The sequence below is a fragment of the Streptomyces sp. NPDC046985 genome (assembly GCF_040644415.1).
Lineage (GTDB): Bacteria > Actinomycetota > Actinomycetes > Streptomycetales > Streptomycetaceae > Streptomyces.
On record NZ_JBEYWK010000019.1, the window covers coordinates 26,646 to 50,703 of the forward strand.

Genomic DNA, 24,058 nt, shown 5'->3' on the forward strand with positions numbered 1-24,058 from the left:
GACGCGGTTTCGCCGTTCCCGGGCCACGGGCGGGGTGACCGCCTTCGTATGGATCGACTGCGCGGGGGCGCGTCGACGACGATTCCCGAGCACACCGCCTCTTCGCGCGGCGCCAAACGTGAAAGCTACGCCAGTCGCAGAGAAGGCGGCGCGCATAAAGCTCGTCGGATTCCCGCCTTCAATACACTTGTATAAGTGCCGCGTGTTAATGACGCGGTCCCGATGTGTTGACGGGATGTTGCGAAGCCCTCACACGGTGCGCGACCGCGGCGCGCCCGGCGTGCAGCGCGGTCAGCGATCGGGCGCGCGCCGCGTCGCCGCGCGCCACGGCGTCCACGATGGCGGCGTGCTCGGCCCACGACGCCACCGGGTCGGCGGGGGCCCGGACCGCGTACGTCCAGGCGATCTTGTGCCGCAACTGGGTCAGCGAGGCGGCGAGGGCGGGGCTGCCGCAGGCATGGACGAGCGTCTCGTGGAACCAGCTCCCCAGGGAGCGCAGTTCCTCGCCGCCGTCCGCGGCCCGCTCCTGCCCCAGCCTGACCAGCCCGCGCAGCACTTTCAGATGGGCCTCGGTGCTCCGCTGGGCGGCGCGGGAGGCGGCCAGCGGTTCCAGCAGCAGGCGCATCTCCAGGAAGTCGGCGGCCTCCTCCCCGGTCGGCTCCGCCACATAGGCGCCCGCGTGCCGCCGCGTGACCACGAAGCCCTCGGCCTCCAGGGTGCGCAGGGCCTCGCGCACGGGGACGCGCGAGACGCCGTAGCGGCGGGCGAGGACTTCCTCGGTCAGTCTGCCGCCCCGCTCGTGGACGCCGGCGACGATGTCGTCCCGGATCGCGGTGCACACCGAGTGCGCCGGAATGCGCATGACCGACCTCCGCAGATTCCGCCGAGATTCCCGCGCCGCACCGACGACGCGCGTATGCAGTGACTCTATTCCACGGCGCCGGGATATTTGACGGGGGCCGCAATTCAGCGACGTTTTTCAGACAACGAAAACACGGCGATGGGACCGGCGTGCGGGATCGGACAGCCGAAAGCCCCGGCATGAAAGCCGGGGCCTCGGGGATCTTCTTTGGGTCCAATCGCGGGGGGGGGGGGGCGTGGTTGCGGAGGACCCGGTTGCGGGGCCCCCGCGCGCAGGCTTCCCCTGCGCGGGCCCTTCCCGCGCGTGTCCGCCTGTCAGGCGTTCACGCCGTGCTCGCGGAGGTAGGCGACCGGGTCGACGTCCGAGCCGTAGTCCGGGCCGGTACGGGCCTCGAAGTGGAGGTGGGGACCGGTGGTGTTGCCGGTGTCGCCGGACAGGCCGATTCGCTGACCGGGAGTGACCTGCTGGCCCACCGAGACGCCGACGGACGACAGGTGCCCGTACTGCGTGTACATGCCGTCCGCCATCCGGATCACGATCTGGTTGCCGTACGCCCCGCCCCAGCCGGTCTGGACGACGGTGCCGGCGCCGACGGCGTGGACGACGGTGCCGCTCATGGCGTGGAAGTCGATGCCGGTGTGCACGCCGGAGGACCACAGGGCGCCGCCGGTCTTGTAACCGGTGGAGACGTAGGAGTCGGCGATCGGCGGCACGAAGGCGTTGAGCCGCCGGCGCTCGGCCGCGCGGGCGGCGCGCTCCTTCGCCTCGCGCTTCTCCGTCGCCAGCTCGGCGGCCCGCTCACGGGCGGCCTGCTCGGCCCGCTTCCGCTCGGCGGCCTGCCGCTGGGCGACGGCCTGGGCGTCGATCTTCTCCGCGACGGAGTCGCCGGCGCTGATCACCGAGGTGAGGCCGGTGTCCTGCGAAGCGGGAGTCTCGGCGGCGAGGGCCGGGGCCGCGGCGAGGGCGCCGACGACGCCGGTGGCGGTGAGAGCCGCCACGCCCGCCGCGCGGGCGGTGGTGCGGTGCGTTCTTCCGGGACGGCGATGCCTCCCGGCGGGGCGCGTGAACGCCATGCAGACGATGGTCCTTTCCTTCCCTCTCGCCTACCGGGTTAGCTGACGGGTTCGGAGCAGGAAGGTCTCCTACAGGCCCCCTCGCGCGATGCGCGCGGGCGCCCGATTCACCCCAGGGACGGTGGGTCCCCGGCTCCCCTGGCTCGCGCCGTACGGGGACTCGGCGATGACTGTCCGGTGCCGCGGCTGCGGCGCAGTGCCCGACGGACAGCCGGACCGACGGTAAGGGGGGCCGCTTCCCCTTCCCAAACGCGGCAGCCTCTTTGTAGCGCACGACACAGAGCAGACGGGCATCGTCTTCCCGAACGGCCCCAATACGGACACGGCGGGGCCCTGGTGACGCTTCGGTCACCAGGGCCCCGCCGTGCTTCGCCGTCGCCGGCGCCGCGCCGAGCCGCGCTACTCGGCCGCGACGACGGTGACCTGACCGATGCCCAGGGCCTCGACCGGCGCCTTGATCTGCGCCGCGTCGCCGACGAGCACCGTCACCAGGCGGTCCTGCGGGAAGGCGCCCACGACCGCCGCGGTGGCCTCCACCGTGCCGGTGGCGGCGAGCTGCTGATAGAGCGTCGCCTGGTAGTCGTCGGCCAGGTGCTGCTCCACCTGGTCGGCCAGCGTGCTCGCCACGGCGGCGGCCGTCTCGTACTTGAGCGGGGCCACGCCGACGAGGTTCTGCACGGCGACGTCCCGCTCGGCGTCGGTCAGGCCCCCGGAGGCCAGCCTGCGCAGCACCGTGAACAGGTCGTCCAGAGCCGGTCCGGTGTTCGGCGTGTCGACCGAGCCGCTGATCGCGAGCATGGCGGCGCCGGAGCCGTCCGGGGCCGAGCGCAGCACCTGGCCGAACGCCCGCACGCCGTAGGTGTAGCCTTTCTCCTCGCGCAGGACGCGGTCCAGGCGCGAGGTGAGGGTGCCGCCGAGGCAGTACGTGCCGAGCACCTGCGCGGGCCACACCCGGTCGTGCCGGTCGGGGCCGATGCGGCCGATCAGAAGCTGCGTCTGCACGGCGCCGGGGCGGTCCACGATGACCACGCGGCCGGTGTCGTCGGCGGTCACCGGCGGCACGGGCCGCGGCTTGGCCTGCGTGCCGGTCCAGGCGCCCAGGGTCTCGCCGAGCAGCTCGTCCAGGTCAATGCCGGTGAGGTCGCCGACGACCACGGCGGTGGCCGTGGCGGGCCGCACGTGCCGGTCGTAGAAGGCGCGGACGGCCGCCGAGTCGATGGCGGCGACGGTCTCCTCGGTGCCCTGGCGCGGACGCGACATGCGCGCGGCGGCCGGGAAGAGCTGCCGGGAGAGTTCCTTGGCGGCGCGGCGCGAGGGGTTGGCCATCTCGTGCGGGATCTCGTCGAGCCGGTTGCGCACCAGCCGCTCGACCTCGGAGTCCGCGAACGCGGGCGCCCGGAGGGCATCGGACAGCAGGCCGAGCCCCTTGGCGAGCCGGGAGGCGGGAACCTCCAGGCTGAGCCGCACTCCGGGGTGGTCGGCGTGCATGTCCAGGGTGGCGCCCGCGCGCTCCAGCTCGGCCGCGAAGTCCTCCGCGGAGTGCTTGTCGGTGCCCTCGGCGAAGGCGCGCGCCATGATCGTCGCGACGCCGTCCAGGCCGGCCGGCTCGGCCTCCAGGGGCGCGTCGAGCAGCACCTCCACGGCGACGACCTTCTGGCCGGGGCGCTGGCAGCGCAGCACCGTCAGGCCGTTGTCCAGCGTGCTCCGCTCGGGCGCCGGGAACGCCCAGGGCCGGGCCTCTCCGGCCTCGGGGCGGGCGTGGAAGTCCATCGTGGCGAGCTCGGTCACTTCGCCGCCTCCTCGGTGTCGTCGGTGGCGTCCGCGTCCGGCGCCTGGTCCTGTGCGTCGCCGGCGGTCGGCTCGTAGACGAGCACCGCGCGGTTGTCGGGGCGCAGGCGCGCCTGGGCGACCTCCTGGACCTCCTCGGGCGTCACCTCCAGCACCCGCTGCACGGCGGTCAGGGCGAGCTGCGGGTCGCCGAACAGGACGGCGTACCGGCACAGTTCGTCGGCGCGGCCGGCGACCGTGCCGAGCCGGTCCAGCCACTCGCGCTCGAGCTGGGCCTGGGCGCGCTCCATCTCCTCGGCGGTCGGGCCCTCCTCGGCGAACCGGGCCAGCTCCTCGTCGATGGCGGTCTCGATGACCGGCACCTCGACGTCGCCGGACGTCTTCACGTCCAGCCAGCCCAGGGAGGGGGCGCCGGACAGCCGCAGCAGGCCGAACCCGGCCGCCACGGCGGTGCGGTCGCGGCGCACCAGCCGGTTGTACAGGCGCGAGGACTCGCCGCCGCCCAGGATGGTCAGGGCGAGGTCGGCCGCGTCGCTCGCGCGCGTGCCGTCCTGCGGGAGCCGGTAGGCGGCCATCAGGGCGCGGGCCGGGACCTCCTCCTCGACGACCTCGCGCAGTTGCCCGCCCATGACCTCGGGCAGCGAGCCGTCACGGGGCTCGGGCTTGCCGTCGTGGGAGGCGATGGAGCCGAAGTACTTCTCGATCCAGGCGAGCGTCTGCCGCGGGTCGATGTCGCCGACGACGGAGAGAACGGCGTTGTTGGGCGCGTAGTACGTCCGGAAGAACGCCCGCGCGTCCTCAAGGGTGGCCGCGTCCAGGTCCGCCATGGACCCGATGGGCGTGTGGTGGTAGGGGTGGCCCTCCGGGTAGGCGAGGGCGGTCAGCCGCTCGAACGCCGTGCCGTAGGGCACGTTGTCGTAGCGCTGGCGGCGCTCGTTCTTGACGACGTCGCGCTGGTTCTCCATCGACTCGTCGTCCAGCGCGGCGAGCAGGGAGCCCATGCGGTCGGCCTCCAGCCACAGGGCCAGTTCGAGCTGGTGCGCGGGCATGGTCTCGAAGTAGTTCGTGCGCTCGAAGCTGGTGGTGCCGTTGAGCGACCCGCCGGCGCCCTGCACCAGCTCGAAGTGGCCGTTCCCCTTCACCTGGGCGGAGCCCTGGAACATCAGGTGCTCGAAGAGGTGCGCCAGCCCGGTGCGCCCCTCGACCTCGTGGCGGGAGCCGACGTCGTACCAGAGGCACACCGCCGCGACGGGGGTCAAGTGGTCCTCGGACAGCACCACGCGCAGGCCGTTGGCCAGGCGGTGCTCGGTCGCTGTCAAACCGCCGGAGCCTGCCTCGGCTGTGGCCGTGTGACCCATGGGCATGTACGTCCCTTCGATCGCGGTGGCGGTCCGCGAACCGCCCCTGTCCTGCCGTCCTGCCACTGTATGCAAGCGGACGGACGCCTGGCGAAGTTCCCGTGCGCGGTACGCCGGGAGCTGATCGGACGGCGGACGGAGGCACGGGGACGGGCTGACGCGGACCAGGGACGGACCGGGGGCGGAGCAGGGACGGACCGGGGGCGGAGCAGGGACGGACTGGGGACAGACCGCGGAAAGTCGTGGGAAGCACGGCGAACCGGCGGGCGGCGGGGCCGCTGGGGCGGGGTCTGGTCCGCGTTGTCAGTCCGGCGGTCCACAATGGTCCGCGTCAGATCCCGTCACTCGCCTCAGCAAGGAGCCGGCAGCGATGGCCCGCCGCAGCACCAAGACCCCGCCGCCCGACGACTCGTACGAGGAGAAGATCCTCGACATCGACGTCGTCGACGAGATGCAGGGCTCCTTCCTCGAGTACGCGTACTCGGTCATCTACTCGCGCGCCCTGCCGGACGCCCGGGACGGTCTGAAGCCGGTGCACCGGCGCATCGTCTACCAGATGAGCGAGATGGGCCTGCGCCCCGACCGGGGGTACGTGAAGTGCGCCCGCGTGGTCGGCGAGGTCATGGGCAAGCTCCACCCGCACGGCGACGCGTCGATCTACGACGCCCTGGTGCGCCTGGCGCAGCCCTTCTCGATGCGGGTGCCCCTCGTCGACGGCCACGGCAACTTCGGCTCGCTGGGCAACGACGACCCGCCCGCCGCCATGCGGTACACCGAGTGCCGCATGGCCGAGGCGACGAGCCTGATGACGGAGTCGATCGACGAGGACACCGTCGACTTCGCGCCCAACTACGACGGCCAGGAGCAGGAGCCGGCCGCGCTGCCCGCCGCCTTCCCGAACCTGCTGGTGAACGGCGCGTCGGGGATCGCCGTCGGCATGGCCACGAACATGCCGCCGCACAACCTCGGCGAGGTGATCGCGGCCGCCCGGCACCTGATCCGTTACCCGAACGCGGACCTCGACGCGCTGATGAAGCTCGTCCCGGGCCCCGACCTGCCCACCGGCGGCCGGATCGTCGGCCTGTCCGGCATCCGCGACGCCTACGAGACGGGCCGCGGCACCTTCAAGATCCGCGCCACGGTCTCGGTGGAGACCGTCACCGCCCGCCGCATGGGACTGGTCGTCACCGAGCTGCCCTTCGCGGTCGGCCCGGAGAAGGTGATCGCCAAGATCAAGGACCTGGTCGGCTCGAAGAAGATCCAGGGCATCGCCGACGTCAAGGACCTCACCGACCGCCAGCACGGGCTGCGGCTGGTCATCGAGATCAAGAACGGCTTCGTGCCGGAGGCCGTCCTGGAGCAGCTCTACAAGCTGACGCCGATGGAGGAGTCCTTCGGCATCAACAACGTCGCGCTGGTCGACGGCCAGCCGCTCACGCTGGGCCTGAAGGAACTGCTGGAGGTCTACCTCGATCACCGCTTCGACGTCGTACGGCGGCGCAGCGAGTACCGCCGCGGCAAGAAGCGCGACCGGCTGCACCTGGTCGAGGGCCTGCTGACGGCCCTGGTGGACATCGACGAGGTCATCCGGCTGATCCGCTCCAGCGAGAACTCCGCGCAGGCCAAGCAGCGGCTGATGGAGCGCTTCTCGCTGAGCGAGGTGCAGACGCAGTACATCCTCGACACCCCGCTGCGCCGGCTGACCAAGTTCGACCGCATCGAGCTGGAGGCGGAGAAAGACCGGCTCACCGCGGAGATCGAGGAGCTGACCCGGATCCTGGAGTCGGACGCGGAGCTGCGCAAGCTGGTCTCGGCCGAACTGGCCGCGGTCGGCAAGAAGTTCGGCAACCCGCGGCGCACGCTGCTGCTGGAGGCGGGCGCCGCGCCGACCCCCGTGGTGCCGTTGCAGGTGGCCGACGACCCGGTCCGCGTCCTGCTGTCCTCGACCGGCCTGCTGGCCCGGACGGCGAACGGTGAGCCGTTCCCGAAGGACGCGCGCGGCGCTCGGCGCCAGCACGACGTGATCGTCTCCACGGTCGCGGGCACCGCGCGCGGCGAGGTGGGCCTGGTGACCTCCTCCGGCCGCCTGCTCCGGCTGAACATCGTGGACCTGCCGCAACTGCCGGAGCCCGACGGGGCGCCCCACCTCTCCGGCGGCGCACCGCTCGCGGAGTTCGTCTCCCTGGAGGACGACGAGGACGTGGTCTGTCTGACCACGCTGGACGAGTCCTCGCCGGGGCTGGCGCTGGGCACCGCGCAGGGCATCGTCAAGCGGGTGGTGCCCGACTATCCGTCGCACAGGGACGAGTTGGAAGTCATCACCCTCAAGGAGGGTGACCGGATCGTCGGCGGCGCCGAACTGCGCACCGGCGAGGAAGACCTGGTCTTCATCACCGACGACGCCCAGCTCCTGCGCTTCCAGGCTTCGACGGTCCGGCCGCAGGGCCGACCGGCCGGCGGCATGTCGGGCGTCAAGCTCGCCGACGGGGCCAAGGTCATCTCGTTCACGGCCGTCGACCCGGCCGTCGACGCCGTGGTGTTCACGATCGCGGGCTCGCGCGGGACGCTGGACGACTCGGTGCAGACGACGGCCAAGGCAACGCCGTTCGACCAGTACCCGCGCAAGGGCCGCGCCACCGGCGGCGTGCGCTGCCAGCGGTTCCTCAAGGGCGAGGACTGCCTCGCGTTCGCCTGGGCGGGACCCGTCCCGGCCCGCGCCGCGCAGAAGAACGGCGCCCCGGCCGAACTCCCGGACATCGACCCGCGCCGAGACGGCTCGGGCGTGTCGCTCGCGAAGACGGTGGGGGCGGTGGCGGGACCGGCGTAGGGGGAGGTGGGCCCAGGGGGGGGCTCGGCGGGGTGACGTGGGGGCGGTGTGCTGGCGGGCGCCCTGCGGGGCTCTCCTTGTGGGGGTGCCGTGGGGGGCCGGTCTCCCGGCGAGTCGGGGCAGCCAAGAGATCCTCGGTGACCTTTCCGGTCACAGCGCTAGGGCCTGTCCGGCGGATCGAGGTGCGGACGAGCAACGGTGCCGATCAATCCCGGTGAGCGGGGCCTGGTGCGTCCAGGTGCAAGGCGGAGGAGGGCGGCGACGCGGTGGGGGCACCACCCGGCCGAAGGCTGGGGGACGTCGGTAACCGACGACAACGCCGCTGGGGGTCCCCCTCCGGGGGGAGGGCGTGCCAGGCCCCGCGTCCGCGCCATGATCCGCCGGACAGGCCCTGGCTAGCGCGGCGGCTCCTCGCGCGTCGGGCGCTCCGGGTCCCGGACTGGGGTCGGATCGGGGACTGGGACTGGGGCCGAGCGTTCGGGGTGTTCGGGGTCCGGGCTCACGGCGGTTGCGTCTGCTGGGTCCGGGTCCGCGAAAGCCGCTGCGTCGGGGGCCGGGTCCTCGGTGAAGGCCGTGACTTCGGAGTCTGCGCCGTGCGGGGCGAGCCCGTGGGACTCCGGTTCGTCTGGGTCCTGCACGTACCGCAGGACGCCCCACATGCCGTGCTCGTCGGCGTGCGGGGTGGCGTCCTCGCACGCCCCCAGCTCCTCGCGGAGGGCCGCCGCGTCGATGCCGGCGCCGATGAGGACGAGCTGAGTCAGGCGCGGCGGCTCGCCGCCCGCTCCGCGCTGGGGACGGACGGGCCAGGGCTCGGGGTAGAAACGCAGGAAGCGCCCCACGGCGTGCACGGCGTAGCGGTTGTGCGGGTCGTGGGGGCCGAAGTCGACGTAGCCCTTGATGCGGTAGAGCCCTTCGGGCCTGCCGTCGAGGAAGCGCATCAGCTTGCGCGGGTCCAGCGGCACGTCGGCGGCGAAGGACAGGCTGTCGTAGCCGGAGTGCAGGTGCCCGGCGTGGTGATCGTGCGGCTCGTCGTCCTCGGGCCGTTCCAGATCGTCGAACGAGAGCTGCCCGACGCGTTCCACGCTCGGCCGGCAGTCGAAGAGGAACTCGGGGTCGACGCGGCCGTAGGAGGCGGGAACGACGGCCGCCCGGTCCGCGAGGGAGCGTACGGTCTCCAGCACCGCCGCGCCGTCGTCGGCCCGGTCGGCCTTGTTGACGACGACGAGGTCGGCGAGTGCGAGGTGCCGGTCGATCTCGGGGTGCCTGCCGCGAGTGTCACTGAACTCGGCGGCGTCGACGACCTCGACGAGTCCGCCGTAGACGACCCGGGAGTTCTCGCTGGCCAGCACCATGCGGACGAGTTCCTGGGGCTCGGCGAGCCCGCTGGCCTCGATCACGATGACGTCAACGCCGTCGCCGGCACCGGCGCCGGGGCGCGCGAGCCGGTCGAGGTACAGGTCCAGTTCACCGGCGTCGACGGCGCAGCACAGGCAGCCGTTGCCGAGAGAGACGGTGGAGTCGCCCAGCGCTCCGGCGACCGCCATGGCGTCGATCTCGATGGCCCCGAAGTCGTTGACGATCGCGCCGATGCGGCTGCCGCCGCTGTGGTGCAGGAGGTGGTTGAGGAGGGTGGTCTTCCCAGCGCCCAGGAATCCGGCGAGCACCAGGACGGGGATCTGCGGCAGGGAGGGCAGCGGCGCCCGTACCGGCCCCTCGTCCGCATCCGGGACGGGGTTCGGGCCCGGGATTGCTCCGGGGCCCGAGGACGCCGGGCTGCGGTCCGGGACAGGGGTCGGTTCCGGGACAAGGGTCGGTTCCAGGACCGGATGGGGGTCCTGACTGGGAAGAGGCTGAGGTTCGGATTCCGGAACGGTTCCGCGACCGGGGGTCAGAACGTACCCGGAGTCCCGGCCGGGACCGGCCCCAGGCGCTGGACTCGGGATCGGATCCGAGGTTTCGCCGGCGCCCTGGCTTCGGCTCGGCTGGCTCACCGTGCGACCTCTCTCCGACCGACGCGCGCACCGGCCGGGAGGCGATGCACCTGGGCGACTGGACGCGGCCCGCCGCCCCAGGATACGAGGGATCGAGCGATGCGAGCCGTGCCGGGCCGCCGAGGCGGCGGCCGTCAGGCGGCCGGCACCGCCATCGGCGCCTGCGGTCCGACGTACCGCGCGGCCGGGCGGATGATCTTCGTGTCCTCCGCCTGTTCGAGGATGTTCGCACTCCAGCCCACCACGCGCCCCGCGGCGAACGTGGGGGTGAACATCTCCCGGGGCAGGCCGCAGAGTTCCATCACGACACCGGCGTAGAACTCGACGTTGGTGTGCAGCTCGCGGCCGGGCTTCAGCTCGGCCAGGATCGCTTCCACGCGGCGCTCGACCTCGACGGCGAAGGCGACGCGCGGGCCGCCGAAGCGCTGGGCGATCTCGCGCAGCATGCGGGAACGGGGGTCCTCGGTGCGGTAGACCGCGTGCCCGAAGCCCATGATGCGCTCGCCGGCGAGGACCCGTGCGCGGATCCAGGCGTCGACGCGGTCGGGGGCGCCGATGGCGTCGAGGGTGTCCAGCGCGCGGCTGGGCGCGCCTCCGTGCAGGGGTCCGGAGAGCGCGCCGACCGCGCCGACGAGACAGGCCGCGACGTCCGCGCCGGTCGAGGCGATGACCCGCCCGGTGAAGGTTGACGCATTGAATCCGTGGTCAATAGTGGAGATCAGGTATTGCTCGACCGCACGAGCCCGCTCCGGGTCCGGCTCGCAGCCCGTCAGCATGTACAGGTAGTTGGCCGCGTAGGACAGGTCCTCGCGCGGCTCGACGGCTTCGAGTCCCTGGCCCATTCGGTGCATCGCGGTGAGCAGGGTCGGCACGGCCGCGCAGGCCGCGAGCGCGTCGCGCCGCCTCTGGTCGGCGTCGATGTCGTACACCGGGCGGAAACCCTGGGCGGCCCCGAGCAGGGACAGCGCGGTGCGCAGGCCGGCGAGCGGGCCGGAGCGCGCGCCGGCGGCCGCGAGGACGGGCAGGGCCGCCCGGACCTCCTCGGGCAGCCGTCGCAGCGCCGCCGTGTCGGAGGCGAAGGCAGCGGCCTGGCGGGCGTCGGGCAGCTCGCCGTGCAGCAGCAGGTACCAGACGTCCTCGAAGGTCCGGGAGCGGGCGAGTTCGACGGCGGAGTACTGGCGGTAGTGGTAGAACCCCTCGCGCCCGCGGACGTCACCGATTCGGGTGTCGGTGACCACGACTCCGGCAAGTCCGCGGGGCGCGTCGACGAGAGTGGCTGAGGCCCTGCTGCTGGACATGATTTCCTCCCTGGAATTGATTAGGACTGTCCATGCTTGACTGAGACTCTGTCAACATTGATTGCATCAATATGTGATCCACCCTCTCGGACGGATACGGTGACGCCATGCGCGATCAAGAACCCCCCGCCGGCGCTGCGGAGCGGCGGCTGAGCACCAGGGAGACCGCCGAACTGCTCGGAGTGAAGCCCGAGACCGTCTACGCCTACGTGAGCCGAGGTCAGCTCAGCAGCCGGCGCGGGCCGGGAAGCCGGGGCAGCACCTTCGACGCCGAGGAGGTCGAGACGCTCGCCCGCCGCAACCGCCGCGACGGCGGCGGGCCGGACGCGGGCGGAGAACTGTCGGTGCGCACCCGCATCACCCTCATCGACAAGGACCGGTACTACTTCCGCGGAGTCGACGCCACAGAGCTGGCCGCCCGGCACAGCTACGAGGAGGTCGCCGAGTGGCTGTGGACGGGGCGGCTGCGCCCGGGAGCGTCCTTCGCCGCGCCCCGAGCCTCCGTCGAGGCGGCCCGCCGCGCGGTGGACGCCCTCCCCGAGCACGCGGGGCCCACCGACCGTCTGCGGGTGGCCGCCATCGCCTCCGCCGCCGCCGACCCCCTGCGGTTCGACCTGTCGGAGGAGGCGGTCCTCGGCACGGCGCGCGTCCTCATCCCCACCCTCGTCGCCGCGCTGCCGCCGGTCCTGCGCAGCCGCCGGGACCAAGGGCCGCTCGCCCAGCGCCTATGGACGCGGCTGACCGGCCGGGCGCCCGACGACGCGTCGCTCCACGTCCTGGACACGGCCCTGGGGCTGCTCGCCGACCACGATCTGGCCGCCTCCACGCTCGCCGTGCGCGTGGCAGCCTCCGCCCGCGCCCACGCCTACGCGGCCGTCTCCGCGGGACTCGGCGTGCTCGAAGGCCCTCTGCACGGCGGCGCCGGAGCGCTGGCGCACCGGCTGATCCTGGAGGTGCTGGACCGGGGCGCCGCCGGCCCGGTCATCGCCGACGAACTGCGGGAGGGCCGCCGCATCCCCGGCCTCGGACACCGCCTCTACCCCGGCGAGGACCCGCGCGCACGCGTCCTGTTCGGTCTCCTGGACCAGATGCCCGGCGCCGCCCCGGCCCTCGCCGCGGCCCGCGACATCGCGGCCACGGCGGCCCGCCACAGCCCGCTGCACGCCAACGTCGACCTGGCCCTCGGCGTGTTCACCGCCTCCTGCGCCATGCCCTCCAGCGCGAGCGAGACCGTCTTCGCCGTGGCCCGCACGGCCGGTTGGATCGCGCACGCCTTGGAGGAGTACGGGGAACGCCCGCTGCGCATGCGGCCGAGCGGCCGTTACGTCGGTCCGCAGCCACCGCAGCCCCTGCCGACGCCGGAACAGTCGGAATAGCCGGGGCAGCCGGGGCAGCCGGGGCAGCCGGGGTAGAACGTCCGGAAGGCCAGACGCAGCTTCTCGTCGCGCTCATCCGCCGCCCGGGACGGCACGCCGACTGCGGCGGCGTGACGGCCGGAGCGCCGCGCCGCGCGGATGGCGGTGTGGTCGCTGGAGCGGGACCGTTTCCGCAGCGGCGCCGCGCCCTACACCGCGCCCGCTCCGGTCAGCGACCGCACCTCCGTCTCCGCGTGCTTCGCCTCGTCGGGCGGCTCGGAGGAGGTGACCGTGCCGAGCCACCCGGCGAGGAAGCCCAGCGGGACGGAGACGATGCCCGGGTTCTCCAGCGGGAAGAACTGGAAGTCGACGCCGGGGAACAGCGCATCGGGGCTGCCGGAGACCACCGGGGAGAGCGCGACGAGCGCGAGCGCCGGGATCAGGCCGCCGTAGACGGACCACACCGCCCCTCGTGTGGTGAACTCCCGCCAGAACAGCGAGTAGAGCAGGACCGGCAGGTTCGAGGAGGCGGCGACGGCGAAGGCGAGCCCGACCAGGAAGGCGACGTTGAGGTCGCGTGCGAGCAGGCCGAGCGCGATGGCGACCAGCCCGATGCCGACGGCCGCGATCCGCGCCACGGCCACCTCGCTGCGCTGGCGGCCGCCCCGGCGCCGCAGCGACGCGTACAGGTCGTGGGCCACGGACGCCGACGAGGCGAGGGTGATCCCGGCGACCACCGCGAGGATCGTCGCGAAGGCGACGGCCGCCACCACCGCGAACAGAACGGCGCCCGCGGTGGAGCCCGCGCCGCCGCCGAGGTCCAGCGCCAGCAGCGGGACGGCTGTGTTCCCGGCCGCGTTCGACGCGCGGATCGCCTGCTGTCCCACGATCGCAGCGGCGCCGAAGCCGAGGACGATCGACATCAGGTAGAAGCCGCCGATGAGCCCGATCGACCAGAGCACGGAACGGCGGGCGGCCTGGGCGGTCGGCACGGTGTAGAAGCGGGACAGGATGTGCGGCAGCCCGGCCGTGCCGAGCACGAGCGCCAGCCCGAGGCTGATGAAGTCCAGGCGTGCGGTCCAGTCCCCGCCGTACCGCAGCCCCGGCGCGAGGAAGTCGGCCGCGTGACCGCTGTGCGCGGCCGCGGAGAGCAGCAGTCGGTCGACGTTGCCGTGGAAGCGGACCATGACCAGCACCGTCAGGACGACGGTGCCGCCCAGCAGCGCGACGGCCTTGACGATCTGGATCCAGGTGGTGGCCCGCATGCCGCCCAGCGACACGTAGATCACCATCAGGGCGCCCACGCCGATGACGGTCCACACCTGCTCCGCCCCGCCGGTGCGCCCGAGGAGCAGGGCCACCAGGCTTCCCGCCCCGACCATCTGCGCCACCAGGTACAGCACGGACACGGTGACCGACGACGTCCCGGCCGCGATCCGCACCGGCCGCTCGGTCATCCGCGCCGCGACCACGTCGGCGAGGGTGAAGCGCCCGCAGTTGCGGACCAGTTCGGCCAGCAGGAACAGCACGACCAGCCAGCCCACGAGGAAGCCCACCGTGTACAGCACGCCGTCGTAGCCGAACAGGGCGATCAGTCCGGGGGCGCCGAGGAAGGAGGCGGCCGACGCGTAGTCGCCCGCGATGGCGAAACCGTTCTCCATGGGCGAGAAGAGGCGGCCGCCCGCGTAGAACTCCTCCGCCGAACCGTGCCGGTTGCGGCTCACCCAGGTGGTGATCGCCAGCGTGACCGCCACGAACACGCTGAACAGGATGAGCGCGAGGGTCTGGTGGCCGCCGGTCATGAGGCACCGCCTCGCACGGCGTCGCGCGTCAGTTCCTGGGTGTCCCAGCGCAGTTCGAGTGCGGCCCGGTCCCGGTGCAGCCGCGCGTGCCGCGCGTAGGCCCAGGCGAGGAGGAAGGTGGTGAGGAACTGTCCGAGCGCGGCGAGCAGCCCCACGTTCACCGCGCCCGCCACCGGCCGCGCCATGAAGCCGGGCGCGGCCGTCGCGGTCACGACGTAGGCCACGTACCAGACGAAGAACGCGACCGCCCCGGGCACCACGAAGCGCCGGTAGCGGCTGCGGACCTCGCGGAACGCCGCGCTGGCCTGCACCTCCAGATACACGCCGGCCGCCGCGCCGGCGCCTGGGCCGCTCTCGTCCTCCCGGCGCGCCGCCGGAACCGGCGCTGCCGGGACGCCCGCGCCGTCTCCCCCGCCCCAGCCGGATGCGAGCGCGTCGCACCAGGGGTCGCGGTACTTCATGTCCCCGGTCGCCGCGTCCTGGCTCTCTTGGTGGCCGGACGCGTTCTCAAAGCCACCTCCGCCCCCGTCGGGGCGGCCTTCGCTTGACTGCATGCCCAAGGATGGACAGACCGGGTGGATCCCCGACTTCTCTTCCCCCCGCTCTTCACCCCATCAGGTGACTCACCAGGCCGGAGCCCGCACCAGACCCTGCCGCGGGGTGCTCTCCTCCCCCACAGGCAGCGGCGAGCACGGACGCGGCGTGCCCATCCGGGCCGGAGGCAGGGACGACGGCCCGCGACCGGGCGGCAGTCCGCGGGCGGGCGACGGCCCGCGACCGGGCAGGGGCCCGCGACCAGGCGGCGGTCTGCGGGCGGGCGACGGAGCGGGCAGCGGTTACGCGTCGATGCGCGACCGGTCCAGCGTGGCCGCCGAGCTGGCGATGAACTCCTTGCGCGGCGCCACGTCGTTGCCCATCAGCAGGTCGAACACCCCTTCCGCGGCTTCCAGATCCGTGAGGTTGATCCGGCGCAGCATGCGGTGGCGCGGATCCATGGTGGTCTCGGCCAACTGGTCGGCGTCCATCTCACCGAGACCCTTGTACCGCTGGATCGAGTCCTTGTAGCGGACGTTCTTGCTCTGCAACTCCAGCAGCTTGTCGCGCAGCTCGCGGTCCGAGTACGTGTAGACGTACTTGTCCTGGCCCTTCTTGGGCTGGGTCAGCTCGATGCGGTGCAGCGGGGGCACCGCGGCGAAGACGCGTCCGGACGCGACCATCGGGCGCATGTAGCGGTGGAACAGCGTCAGGAGCAGGGTCCGGATGTGGGAGCCGTCCACATCGGCGTCGGTCATCATGATGATCTTGCCGTAGCGGGCCGCGTCCAGGTCGAAGGTGCGGCCCGAGCCGGCTCCTATGACCTGGATGATCGCGCCGCACTCGGCGTTCTTGAGCATGTCCGAGATGGACGACTTCTGGACGTTGAGGATCTTGCCCCGGATCGGCAGCAGCGCCTGGAACTCGGAGTTCCGGGCCAGCTTCGCCGTGCCGAGCGCGGAGTCGCCCTCGACGATGAACAGTTCGCTGCGGTCGACGTCGTCGCTGCGGCAGTCGGCGAGCTTGGCCGGCAGCGAGGAGGACTCCAGGGCCGTCTTGCGGCGCTGGGCGTCCTTGTGCTGGCGGGCGGCGATGCGCGTGCGGGCGGCGGCGACGGCCTTCTCCAGGACCACGCGGGCCTGCTGCGCCGCGTCCCGCTTGGGAGAGGTCAGGAACGCCTTGAGTTCCTTGCTGATCACGTTGTTCACGATGCGGCGGGCCGCGGAGGTGCCGAGGACCTCCTTGGTCTGGCCCTCGAACTGGGGCTCGGCGAGGCGGACGGTGACCACCGCGGTCATCCCCTCCAGAGCGTCGTCCTTGACGATGTCGTCCTCGGCGACGCGCAGCATCTTCTTGGTGCGCAGCACCTCGTTCATCGTCTTGGCGACCGCCTGCTCGAAGCCGGCCACGTGCGTGCCGCCCTTGGGGGTGGCGATGATGTTGACGAAGGACCGGAGCGTGGTGTCGTAGCCGGTGCCCCAGCGCAGGGCGACGTCGACGCCGAGTTCGCGGGTGACCTCGGTGGGCGTCATCTGGCCGTGCTCGTCGAGGACCGGGACCGTCTCCTTGAAGACGCCCTGACCGGTGAGGCGCAGCACGTCGCAGACCGGCTTGTCGTGCGCCAGGTACTCGCAGAACTCGCTGATGCCGCCGTCGAAGCGGAAGGACTCCTCGCCCTTGCTGCCGCCCTCGCCGAGGCCGAACTCGTCGCGCACGACGATGGTCAGGCCGGGCACCAGGAACGCCGTCTGCCGGGCGCGCTGGTGCAGGTTGTCCAGGGAGAGCTTGGCGTCTTTGAGGAAGATCTGGCGGTCGGCCCAGTAGCGCACGCGCGTGCCGGTGCGGGACTTCGCGATCTTCTTGGCCTTGCGCAGGCCGCCCTTGGACTCGAACGAGGCCTCGGGGCCGTTCCCCGCGAAGGCGCCGGGGACGCCGCGCCGGAAGCTGATCGCGTGGGTGTGGCCGCCGCGGTCCACCTCGACGTCGAGCCGGGCGGACAGGGCGTTGACCACGGAGGCGCCGACGCCGTGCAGACCGCCGGAGGCCGCGTACGAGCCGCCGCCGAACTTGCCGCCCGCGTGCAGCTTGGTCATGACGACCTCGACGCCGGACATGCCGGTCCTGGGCTCGACGTCGACCGGGATGCCGCGGCCGTCGTCCCGCACCTCCACCGAGCCGTCGTCGTGCAGGACGACCTCGATGCGGTCGCAGACGCCGGCCAGGGCCTCGTCCACGGAGTTGTCGATGATCTCCCACAGGCAGTGCATCAGGCCGCGGCTGTCGGTCGACCCGATGTACATGCCCGGACGCTTGCGCACGGCTTCGAGGCCCTCGAGGACGAGAAGGTGCCGCGCGGTGTAGTTGGAACCGTCCCGGTCTGCTCCTGCCAGCAGCGCTGTGGACGGCACGGACGTATCGGCGGTCACGCGGTTCGCTCCTCGCTGAATTTCAGATGTGGCCCCGACGGGCAGGGCATGGCTTCGGTTGCCGCTCAGAGGGTACCGAGGCCAGGTAGAGCCCTTGCAACGCAACCCTCGGCGCCGACTCAGACTAGTCGAGAGTCGCATGTACGTTCGATCCCTCGATGGAGTGAAGCACATATCACGTTCCTTTCGAGGCATGAACCATTTAGGCTCCGGGCACGTCCTCATGAACAACCGGCAACCCAGCCGGGAGGACTGGACCATGACCGACAGCGCGAACCCGTAAGAGACACAGAAACGCATTACGGCACATTCGCCGCCAAACCGGCAGCAGCCAGCCGCCTCGGAAGATTGTTTTCGAGGAGAAGCCACGGGCGGGAACGTTTGGGGCTGGTTGGATGTTGACCCTGGTACGACAGCTCGTCGAGCTAGAGAAGAGGCGACGTGACTACTGTTCTGACCCCCGCGAGCCCGCTGACGGCCGCTGATCGCTGCGACCGCTGCGGCGCCCAGGCTTACCTGCGCGTCGTCTTGCTGAGCGGCGGAGAACTGCTCTTCTGCGCCCACCACGGTCGCAAGTTCGAGCCGGAACTCAAGAAGATCGCCGCTGAGATACAGGACGAGACGGAACGCCTTACGTCCGTTCCGGGAAACGCGTCCGACGACGAGCGCTGACACCTCGCACGACGAGCCAGCACCGGCACAGGCCGGCAGACGGGCGGCCACTCCTCATACGGGAGTGGCCGCCCGTCTTCGTGCCGCACCAGGCGCTAGGGCCGACAGGACCGTTCAGGCCCTCTCAGCGGCGCTCCGGGAGGCCCTTGGGGCCCCGGGGCCCGGCCCCGCTGGCCAGGGCGCGCGGGATCGCCCAGACGCGCGAGTAGACGCCGGGACGGCCCGCCCGCTCGCACTCGGCGTCGGGCAGGACGGGCATCCATCGTCGCCGTCAGGACGAGAGGGCGGGCCAGGGTCCGCGCGAGACGGCGTCGCCTACGCGCTTCTCGTTCCGTGGTGATCGTCGGACACCCGGAGTCGGGCAGCGCGGTCTCCCCCGCAGCACGAAGGCCCGGCGCCCATGAGGGGGGCCGGGCCTTCAGCGGTCTGCCGCCGGGACCTAGTCGAGGTAGTCCCGGAGCACCTGCGAACGCGACGGGTGGCGCAGCTTCGACATGGTCTTGGACTCGATCTGGCGGATCCGCTCACGGGTGACGCCGTAGACCTTGCCGATCTCGTCCAGGGTCTTCGGCTGGCCGTCGGTGAGGCCGAAACGCATGGAGACGACGCCGGCCTCGCGCTCGGACAGGGTGTCCAGCACGGAGTGGAGCTGCTCCTGCAGAAGCGTGAAGCTGACGGCGTCGGCCGGCACGACGGCCTCGGAGTCCTCGATGAGGTCGCCGAACTCGCTGTCGCCGTCCTCGCCCAGCGGGGTGTGCAGCGAGATGGGCTCGCGGCCGTACTTCTGGACCTCGATGACCTTCTCCGGGGTCATGTCGAGTTCCTTGGCCAGCTCCTCCGGGGTGGGCTCGCGGCCCAGGTCCTGGAGCATCTGGCGCTGCACGCGGGCGAGCTTGTTGATGACCTCGACCATGTGCACCGGGATGCGGATGGTGCGGGCCTGGTCGGCCATCGCGCGGGTGATCGCCTGACGGATCCACCAGGTGGCGTACGTGGAGAACTTGTAGCCCTTGGTGTAGTCGAACTTCTCGACCGCGCGGATCAGACCGAGGTTGCCTTCCTGGATGAGGTCCAGGAAGAGCATGCCGCGACCGGTGTAGCGCTTGGCCAGGGAGACCACCAGACGGAGGTTGGCCTCCAGCAGGTGGTTCTTGGCCCGGCGGCCGTCCTCGGCGATGATCTCCAGCTCGCGCTTGAGCTTGGGGGCGAGCTTGTCGGAGTTGGCGAGCTTGTCCTCGGCGAAGAGGCCGGCCTCGATGCGCTTGGCGAGTTCGACCTCCTGCTCGGCGTTGAGCAGGGGGACCTTGCCGATCTGCTTCAGGTAGTCCTTGACCGGGTCGGCGGTGGCGCCGGCGGCGGCGACCTGCTGCGCGGGGGCGTCGTCCTCGTCGTCGTCGGAGAGCACGAAGCCCGCGTTCTCGGTGCCCTCGGGCTCCTCCGCGCCCTTGGGCTCCTCGACGAGCGCCTCCTCCTCGAGGATCTCGGCGTCGTCCTTCTTGCCTGCGGCGGTCTTCTTGGCCGCCGTCTTCTTGGCGGGGGCGGCGGCCTTCTTCGCCACCGTCTTCTTGGCGGCCGTCGTCTTCTTGGCGGCTGCCGTCTTCTCGGGCGCGTCGTCCTCGGCGGGCATGTCCGCGGCGGGGGCCGCGGAGACGGCCGGGGCGGTGGCCTTCCTGGTGGTCACCGTCTTCGCCGGGACCGCCTTGGCGGCGGCGGTGCGCTTGACCGGGCTCTTCGCTGCGACGCTCTTCCGTGTGCGCTTGTTGGGCTCCGCGGCACTGACCATCAGCGTCACACCCTCTTCCTCGAGGATCTGGTTGAGGCTGCGCAGTACGTTCTTCCACTGAGTGGCCGGAATCTGGTCAGCTTCGAAGGCCCGACGCACGTCGTCGCCGGCGATCTGCCCCTCAGCCTTTCCCCGCTCGATGAGCGCCATGACAGAGACGGACTCGGCGATCTCCGGCGGGAGCGTACGGGATGTGCTGGCCGACACGAACAACCTCTCGGGACGTTGAAAACGGCTTCCGGCTCCGTCCGTTTGCAGCGGGCGGGAGCCGACCACCGGCCTGGGGATGGGGCCGACGGCGCGGGCGGGGTCGGGAAGTGCCGCGGCGCCGTGATCGGCGTCCGCGTTCCCTCCGCGACTGTCACCTCTTAGGTCATCGCGCTGCCCCCCGGAGCGTTACGCCCAATCCGCGTGGCCCGAGTCACACCCCGTAAGCGAGCAAAATCGGTCAGAAGTGGGCATAAAAAATCGCTCGTCGCCACCCCTTCGGACGCTTCCCGCCAGCACGCCGGGCGTCTCGGAGGGTCGCCCGACCGCCGCGGGTGACCCCGGCCGGGGCGCGGCGAGTCCAGTCGGCTGGGGTGGGGGTCCAGCCGGGTGGGGCGACGGTCCGGCGGCGCGGCGTGAGGGTTCGACGGGGTCCGGCAGGAGGCGGCTCATCCGCCGGGGCGACGGCGCGGGAGGGGACGGCAGGCCGGGCCGTGCCGTCCGCAACCGGGGCGGTGCTCGCCGTTCAGTGCTCGCGCGGAGCGGGGACGACCCGCTCGATCTCGGGGTGCACGGTGAGCAACTGACGCATGGCCGCTTCCGCCGCCGCGGCGTCGCCCGTGGCGAGCGCGTCGACGATCCGGGCGTGCTGGGCGACGCAGTTCTCGTTCGGGCGGTCGCAGCCGGTGACCGGGCCGCCGGAGACCTGGAGGGCGGCCGAGACGATCCCGGAGAGGTGCCCCAGCATGCGGTTGCCGGCGACCTGGATGAGCAGGGAGTGGAACTCGCTGTCGGCGCGCGAGAAGGTGAGCGCGTCCCCCTGCCCGAGAGCGTGCCCCATGATCTCGACCATGTCGGAGAGGCGCTGCTGCATGTCCTCGCGCCCGTGTCCGGCGGCGAGCCGCGCGGCGAGCGGTTCGATCGTCCAGCGCAGCTCGCTCAGCTCCCGGCGCTGGTCGTCGCGCTGCGGGCCGAAGGCGCGCCACTCGATGATGTCCGGGTCGAGCAGGTTCCAGTCGCTGACCGGGCGCACGCGCGTGCCGACGTTGGGCCGGGCGCTGACCAGGCCCTTGGCCTCCAGCACGCGGAGCGACTCGCGTACGACGGTGCGGGACACCTCGAAACGCTGGCCGATCTCCTCGGGCACCAGCGGGCGGTCGGCGCCCAGGTCACCGGAGACGATCATCTGGCCGAGCTGCTGGACGAGTTGGCCGTGCAGGCCGCGGCCGCGGCTGCCCGCGGCGCGTCGGCCCATACGTCCCAGTTCGTGATCCGCCCCCTCCCAGGAGGGGCTTGTCATGCGGTCGGGGGCGTGGGCCTCCGCGTAGGGGTAGCGGTCGAGTTCGCCCGAGCCGGCCAGACTGGCGTCTGAGGAGCGGGCGGCGGTCATCATGGTGTGCGCAAGGGTACTCATGGATGTTTTGTCGGCACCGCCTCCAACTCCCTTGAGGTTTTTGGTGAAAAGCACACGAAAGGGTGATCGCTCACCCCGTCGCAATTGACGCCTTATCGGAAAGAAATGCACTTTCCGTGGGGAGTTGTGCCCAACACCCGACCGAAAGAGCCCGAACCCAGGTCATCGCGTTCTGCCGCGCAGGGCGGTCATCAGGTAGGCGCACGCCAGGGCGGACAGGGACAACGCCATGGCGCCGCCCACGGGTTGGGCGATCAGGCGGCTCGCGGCGGCCAGGTAGCGGTCGCCGCCGAAGGGCCACTGGAGCAGGAACGAGCGGCGCAGTCGGTCGGCCAGTCCGGCCGTGTCTCCGACCGCCCCGCCCAGGACCTTCTGCACGGCGGGCACGACGAGCACCGGGACGGCGAGCACCGCGGCGAGTCCGGCGGTGGTGGACCGGAAAAGTCCCGCGGCCAGCACGCCGGCCCAGGCGCAGCCCACCACCAGCCCGGCCCAACCCGCGCCGAGCGAAAGCCAGTCGCCGGGAACCTGGGTGAGTTCCCGTCCGTAGACGACGTAGAGCACTTCGGCGTCGCAGCCCACGGCGAGGAAGGCGAGCAGCAGTGCGGTGGCCGCCGCGACGAAGAGCTTGGCGGCGAGGAGCCCGAGCCGGCGGGGGACGGTGCCGCGGTCCGCCGCCAGCGCGGGATGGCGGAACTCGTCGCCGAAGGCGAGCGCGCCGAGCAGCCCGGCGCCGAGCGCGGCCGGCGGCAGGGGGAACTGCCGCGGCCACGCCGACAGGACGCTCGGCTGCGGGGTGTGGCCGATCCGCCCCATGATCAGGGCGGTGAGGGCGGAGAGCACGAGGACGGCGACGACGGTGAGGAAGCCCGTCCCGATGCCGCAGGCCCGGCGCAGCTCATACCGCAAGGGGCGCAGGGGGCCGACCCCGGGGCGGACGGTGATCGGAGGCGGAAGCGGCGAGGAGGCGCCGAGCGCGACGGTCTCCGCCGGGCGCGGCGTGGGGATCGACGGCTGCGCGCTCGGCGGGGCCGCGGGGGACGCCGCGCGGCCCGGGACCTGCGGGGCGGGGGCGGGGGCGGACGCGTCCGAGGCCGTGGGGCGTCGACTGGTGGAATGGGCATGGGAATGGCGATGGGGCGCGCCGACGGACGCGTCCGCGATCCTTTTCCGGGCGGCTTCGTCCAGGGGACGCAAGGGTACGAAGGTCGTTCGGGCGCGCGGGGCGGCGTTCCGGTCGTCGAAGGCGGTGGTCGCGGACCGGGCGACGTCCGTGCGGGCGGCATCGGGTGCGATCTCCGAGGGGACGGTGACCGAGGCGGCGACGGCGGGCGCGGCGCTCGATCCGGTGGTGACATCGGCGTCGTCGCGCCGTGCCTCTGCCGCAGCGTCCTCGGTACGCGTGCCGACCACCGCCGTCTCGCTGGGTGCCGGTGCCTCGCCGGTGGAGGGCGCGACGGGCGGGACGGCGTCGGAGGGCGCGGCGGGCCGGACGGCGTCGGAGTGCGCGGCGCCGACGAGAAGCTGCGCGTCGAAAGGCGTGTGCGCGGTGACGAGCCGCCTGCCGCTGGTGGTCTCACGCTGTGCGGATGCGGATGCGGATGCGGATGCGGGGGCAGGGGCGGAGGCGGCGGGCCCGGTTCTGTTCGCCGCGTCCCGCGCAGCCGCCCCGGCCGACGCGCCTTCGCCCGCGGGCGCCGGGCCTGACCGCCCAGTGTCCACGCCGGACCGCTCGGCGCCCACTACGGCGCCCGTACCGGCGCCCGTACCGGCGCCCGCGCCCATGTCCCCCACCTCATCGGCGAGTTGGTGTACGAGGACGCCGTGGCGGAAGGCGATCTCGCCGACGACGGCGCAGGTACTGCCGTAGACGGAAAGCCGGTTGCCGTTCTCGCGTACGACCTCTACGGAGTGCTGAGCGGTGCGGGCCTCCTTCTTCAGCAGGGCGGCCAGGCGGGCGGCGTGCGGGGTGCGGACGGCCACCCGGGGGCGCAGCCGGTGGCGGCGGAAGTCCGCGGCTTCCTGGTCGGCGACGAGGCTGCCGCTCTCCAGCGTGACGACCCGGTCGGCCGTGCGGGCCGCTTCCTTGGCGTCGGCGGTGGTGAACAGCACCGCGCCGCCCTGAGCCGCGTGGGCGCGCAGCATGCCGTGCAGCCAACGGCCCTCTCGTGGGGAGAGTCCCCGGGCCGGGTCGTCGAGGACGAGGGTGTGCGGGCCGGACAGCAGGGCGCAGGCCAGCCCCAGACGCCGGTCCATGCCACGCGACAGGGCGCCCAGGCGCTCCTCTCGGAGGCTGACGAGCCCGACGGTCTCGAGGATCGCGTCGGCGCGCCGCACCGGCAGTCCCGCTGCCGCGCACAGCATGCGCAGATGCCCGCGGACCGAGCGGGAGGGGTGCCCGGGGACGTCTCCCAGCAGGACGCCGACCTCACGCGCGGGGTGCGGGATGCGGTGCAGGGGACGACCGTTGAAGTAGGCGATGCCACGGCCCCGTTGCAGTTCGAGCATGAGTCTGAGCGTCGTCGTCTTGCCCGCGCCCACGGCCCCGAGAAGCGCGGTGACTCGCCCCGCGTGCGCTTCGAAGGAGACGTCGTCGACGGCGGGCGGAAGATCCTTGCGGGAGTCGCTGGTCAGTCCGAAGGCCTGGATCACCCGCAGCAAGATAGCG

The 24,058-nt window shown here is 72.4% G+C and carries 16 protein-coding genes and 1 riboswitch; of the genes, 3 read left to right on the forward strand and 13 right to left on the reverse strand.

Features of this window, described 5'->3' with window-relative positions; all coding sequences use genetic code 11:
• Positions 1-205: 205 nt before the first annotated feature.
• The 4 genes from ABZ861_RS23665 to ABZ861_RS23680 all read right to left on the reverse strand — a co-directional run bounded on the left by ABZ861_RS23665 (position 206) and on the right by ABZ861_RS23680 (position 5,087).
• Positions 206-862: a GntR family transcriptional regulator gene (locus ABZ861_RS23665; protein WP_361633288.1), complete on the reverse strand. Its 657-nt coding sequence runs from the start codon at positions 860-862 to the stop codon at positions 206-208.
• Between the two features lie 314 nt (positions 863-1,176).
• Positions 1,177-1,935: a M23 family metallopeptidase gene (locus ABZ861_RS23670; RefSeq protein ID WP_361633293.1), complete on the reverse strand. Its 759-nt coding sequence runs from the start codon at positions 1,933-1,935 to the stop codon at positions 1,177-1,179.
• 12 nt (positions 1,936-1,947) lie between these two features.
• Positions 1,948-2,111, reverse strand: a riboswitch (cyclic di-AMP (ydaO/yuaA leader).
• A 223-nt stretch (positions 2,112-2,334) separates the two neighbouring features.
• Positions 2,335-3,723, reverse strand: a complete 1,389-nt coding sequence (locus ABZ861_RS23675) for a pitrilysin family protein (protein ID WP_361633296.1) — start codon at positions 3,721-3,723, stop codon at positions 2,335-2,337.
• The gene (locus ABZ861_RS23680) at positions 3,720-5,087 is read right to left on the reverse strand and encodes a pitrilysin family protein (protein WP_361633298.1); all 1,368 of its coding nucleotides are present in this window, start codon (positions 5,085-5,087) and stop codon (positions 3,720-3,722) included. The genes ABZ861_RS23675 and ABZ861_RS23680 overlap by 4 nt, the downstream gene beginning before the upstream one ends.
• Before the next feature lie 364 nt (positions 5,088-5,451).
• Here ABZ861_RS23680 and ABZ861_RS23685 point away from each other — a divergent pair, with 364 nt between their 5' ends.
• The gene (locus ABZ861_RS23685; protein ID WP_361633301.1) at positions 5,452-7,908 is read left to right on the forward strand and encodes a DNA topoisomerase IV subunit A; all 2,457 of its coding nucleotides are present in this window, start codon (positions 5,452-5,454) and stop codon (positions 7,906-7,908) included.
• A 395-nt stretch (positions 7,909-8,303) separates the two neighbouring features.
• Here ABZ861_RS23685 and ABZ861_RS23690 read toward each other — a convergent pair whose 3' ends face one another.
• On the reverse strand, positions 8,304-9,572 hold the full coding sequence (locus ABZ861_RS23690; protein ID WP_361633304.1) for a GTP-binding protein: 1,269 nt from the start codon (positions 9,570-9,572) through the stop codon (positions 8,304-8,306).
• Between the two features lie 461 nt (positions 9,573-10,033).
• Positions 10,034-11,197 carry a citrate synthase/methylcitrate synthase gene (locus ABZ861_RS23695; protein ID WP_361633306.1) on the reverse strand — a complete coding sequence of 388 codons (1,164 nt, stop codon included), beginning with the start codon at positions 11,195-11,197 and terminating at the stop codon, positions 10,034-10,036.
• Between the two features lie 107 nt (positions 11,198-11,304).
• Here ABZ861_RS23695 and ABZ861_RS23700 point away from each other — a divergent pair, with 107 nt between their 5' ends.
• Positions 11,305-12,573 carry a citrate synthase gene (locus ABZ861_RS23700; RefSeq protein ID WP_361633309.1) on the forward strand — a complete coding sequence of 423 codons (1,269 nt, stop codon included), beginning with the start codon at positions 11,305-11,307 and terminating at the stop codon, positions 12,571-12,573.
• Between the two features lie 188 nt (positions 12,574-12,761).
• On the opposite strand, the gene ABZ861_RS23705 is transcribed toward ABZ861_RS23700, so the two are convergent.
• The 3 genes from ABZ861_RS23705 to ABZ861_RS23715 form a co-directional block, all read right to left on the reverse strand.
• Positions 12,762-14,354: a cation acetate symporter gene (locus ABZ861_RS23705; protein WP_361633311.1), complete on the reverse strand. Its 1,593-nt coding sequence runs from the start codon at positions 14,352-14,354 to the stop codon at positions 12,762-12,764.
• Positions 14,351-14,908 (reverse strand): DUF485 domain-containing protein, encoded by a 558-nt coding sequence (locus tag ABZ861_RS23710; RefSeq protein ID WP_361633313.1) that lies wholly within the window; start codon positions 14,906-14,908, stop codon positions 14,351-14,353. Before ABZ861_RS23710 ends, ABZ861_RS23705 begins: the two co-directional genes overlap by 4 nt.
• 282 nt (positions 14,909-15,190) lie before the next feature.
• Positions 15,191-17,314, reverse strand: a complete 2,124-nt coding sequence (locus ABZ861_RS23715; protein WP_361633316.1) for a DNA topoisomerase IV subunit B — start codon at positions 17,312-17,314, stop codon at positions 15,191-15,193.
• 441 nt (positions 17,315-17,755) lie between these two features.
• Here ABZ861_RS23715 and ABZ861_RS23720 point away from each other — a divergent pair, with 441 nt between their 5' ends.
• On the forward strand, positions 17,756-17,986 hold the full coding sequence (locus tag ABZ861_RS23720) for a hypothetical protein (RefSeq protein WP_361633319.1): 231 nt from the start codon (positions 17,756-17,758) through the stop codon (positions 17,984-17,986).
• 124 nt (positions 17,987-18,110) lie between these two features.
• Here the strand turns inward: ABZ861_RS23720 and ABZ861_RS23725 are convergent, their stop codons facing one another.
• From ABZ861_RS23725 to ABZ861_RS23740, 4 genes are all read right to left on the reverse strand, one after another.
• On the reverse strand, positions 18,111-18,245 hold the full coding sequence (locus tag ABZ861_RS23725) for a hypothetical protein (protein WP_361633322.1): 135 nt from the start codon (positions 18,243-18,245) through the stop codon (positions 18,111-18,113).
• Positions 18,246-18,425: 180 nt separating this feature from the next.
• Complete coding sequence (locus tag ABZ861_RS23730; protein ID WP_361633325.1) at positions 18,426-19,976, reverse strand: RNA polymerase sigma factor; 1,551 nt, start codon at positions 19,974-19,976, stop codon at positions 18,426-18,428.
• A 526-nt stretch (positions 19,977-20,502) separates the two neighbouring features.
• Entirely contained in the window at positions 20,503-21,390 is an 888-nt protein-coding gene (locus tag ABZ861_RS23735; protein ID WP_361633328.1) for an FCD domain-containing protein, read from the reverse strand.
• 162 nt (positions 21,391-21,552) lie between these two features.
• Positions 21,553-24,042, reverse strand: a complete 2,490-nt coding sequence (locus tag ABZ861_RS23740; protein WP_361633331.1) for an ABC transporter ATP-binding protein — start codon at positions 24,040-24,042, stop codon at positions 21,553-21,555.
• Positions 24,043-24,058 lie beyond the last annotated feature (16 nt).

Excerpts from the sequence above, each read along its gene's own strand:
- ABZ861_RS23695 (WP_361633306.1), bottom strand. The coding sequence starts at position 11,197 with ATGTCCAGCAGCAGGGCCTCAGCCACTCTCGTCGACGCGCCCCGCGGA.
- ABZ861_RS23665 (WP_361633288.1), bottom strand. The coding sequence starts at position 862 with ATGCGCATTCCGGCGCACTCGGTGTGCACCGCGATCCGGGACGACATC.
- ABZ861_RS23735 (WP_361633328.1), bottom strand. The coding sequence starts at position 21,390 with ATGAGTACCCTTGCGCACACCATGATGACCGCCGCCCGCTCCTCAGAC.
- ABZ861_RS23685 (WP_361633301.1), top strand. The coding sequence starts at position 5,452 with ATGGCCCGCCGCAGCACCAAGACCCCGCCGCCCGACGACTCGTACGAG.
- ABZ861_RS23705 (WP_361633311.1), bottom strand. The coding sequence starts at position 14,354 with ATGACCGGCGGCCACCAGACCCTCGCGCTCATCCTGTTCAGCGTGTTC.
- ABZ861_RS23680 (WP_361633298.1), bottom strand. The coding sequence starts at position 5,087 with ATGCCCATGGGTCACACGGCCACAGCCGAGGCAGGCTCCGGCGGTTTG.
- ABZ861_RS23700 (WP_361633309.1), top strand. The coding sequence starts at position 11,305 with ATGCGCGATCAAGAACCCCCCGCCGGCGCTGCGGAGCGGCGGCTGAGC.
- ABZ861_RS23710 (WP_361633313.1), bottom strand. The coding sequence starts at position 14,908 with ATGCAGTCAAGCGAAGGCCGCCCCGACGGGGGCGGAGGTGGCTTTGAG.
- ABZ861_RS23670 (WP_361633293.1), bottom strand. The coding sequence starts at position 1,935 with ATGGCGTTCACGCGCCCCGCCGGGAGGCATCGCCGTCCCGGAAGAACG.
- ABZ861_RS23725 (WP_361633322.1), bottom strand. The coding sequence starts at position 18,245 with ATGCCCGTCCTGCCCGACGCCGAGTGCGAGCGGGCGGGCCGTCCCGGC.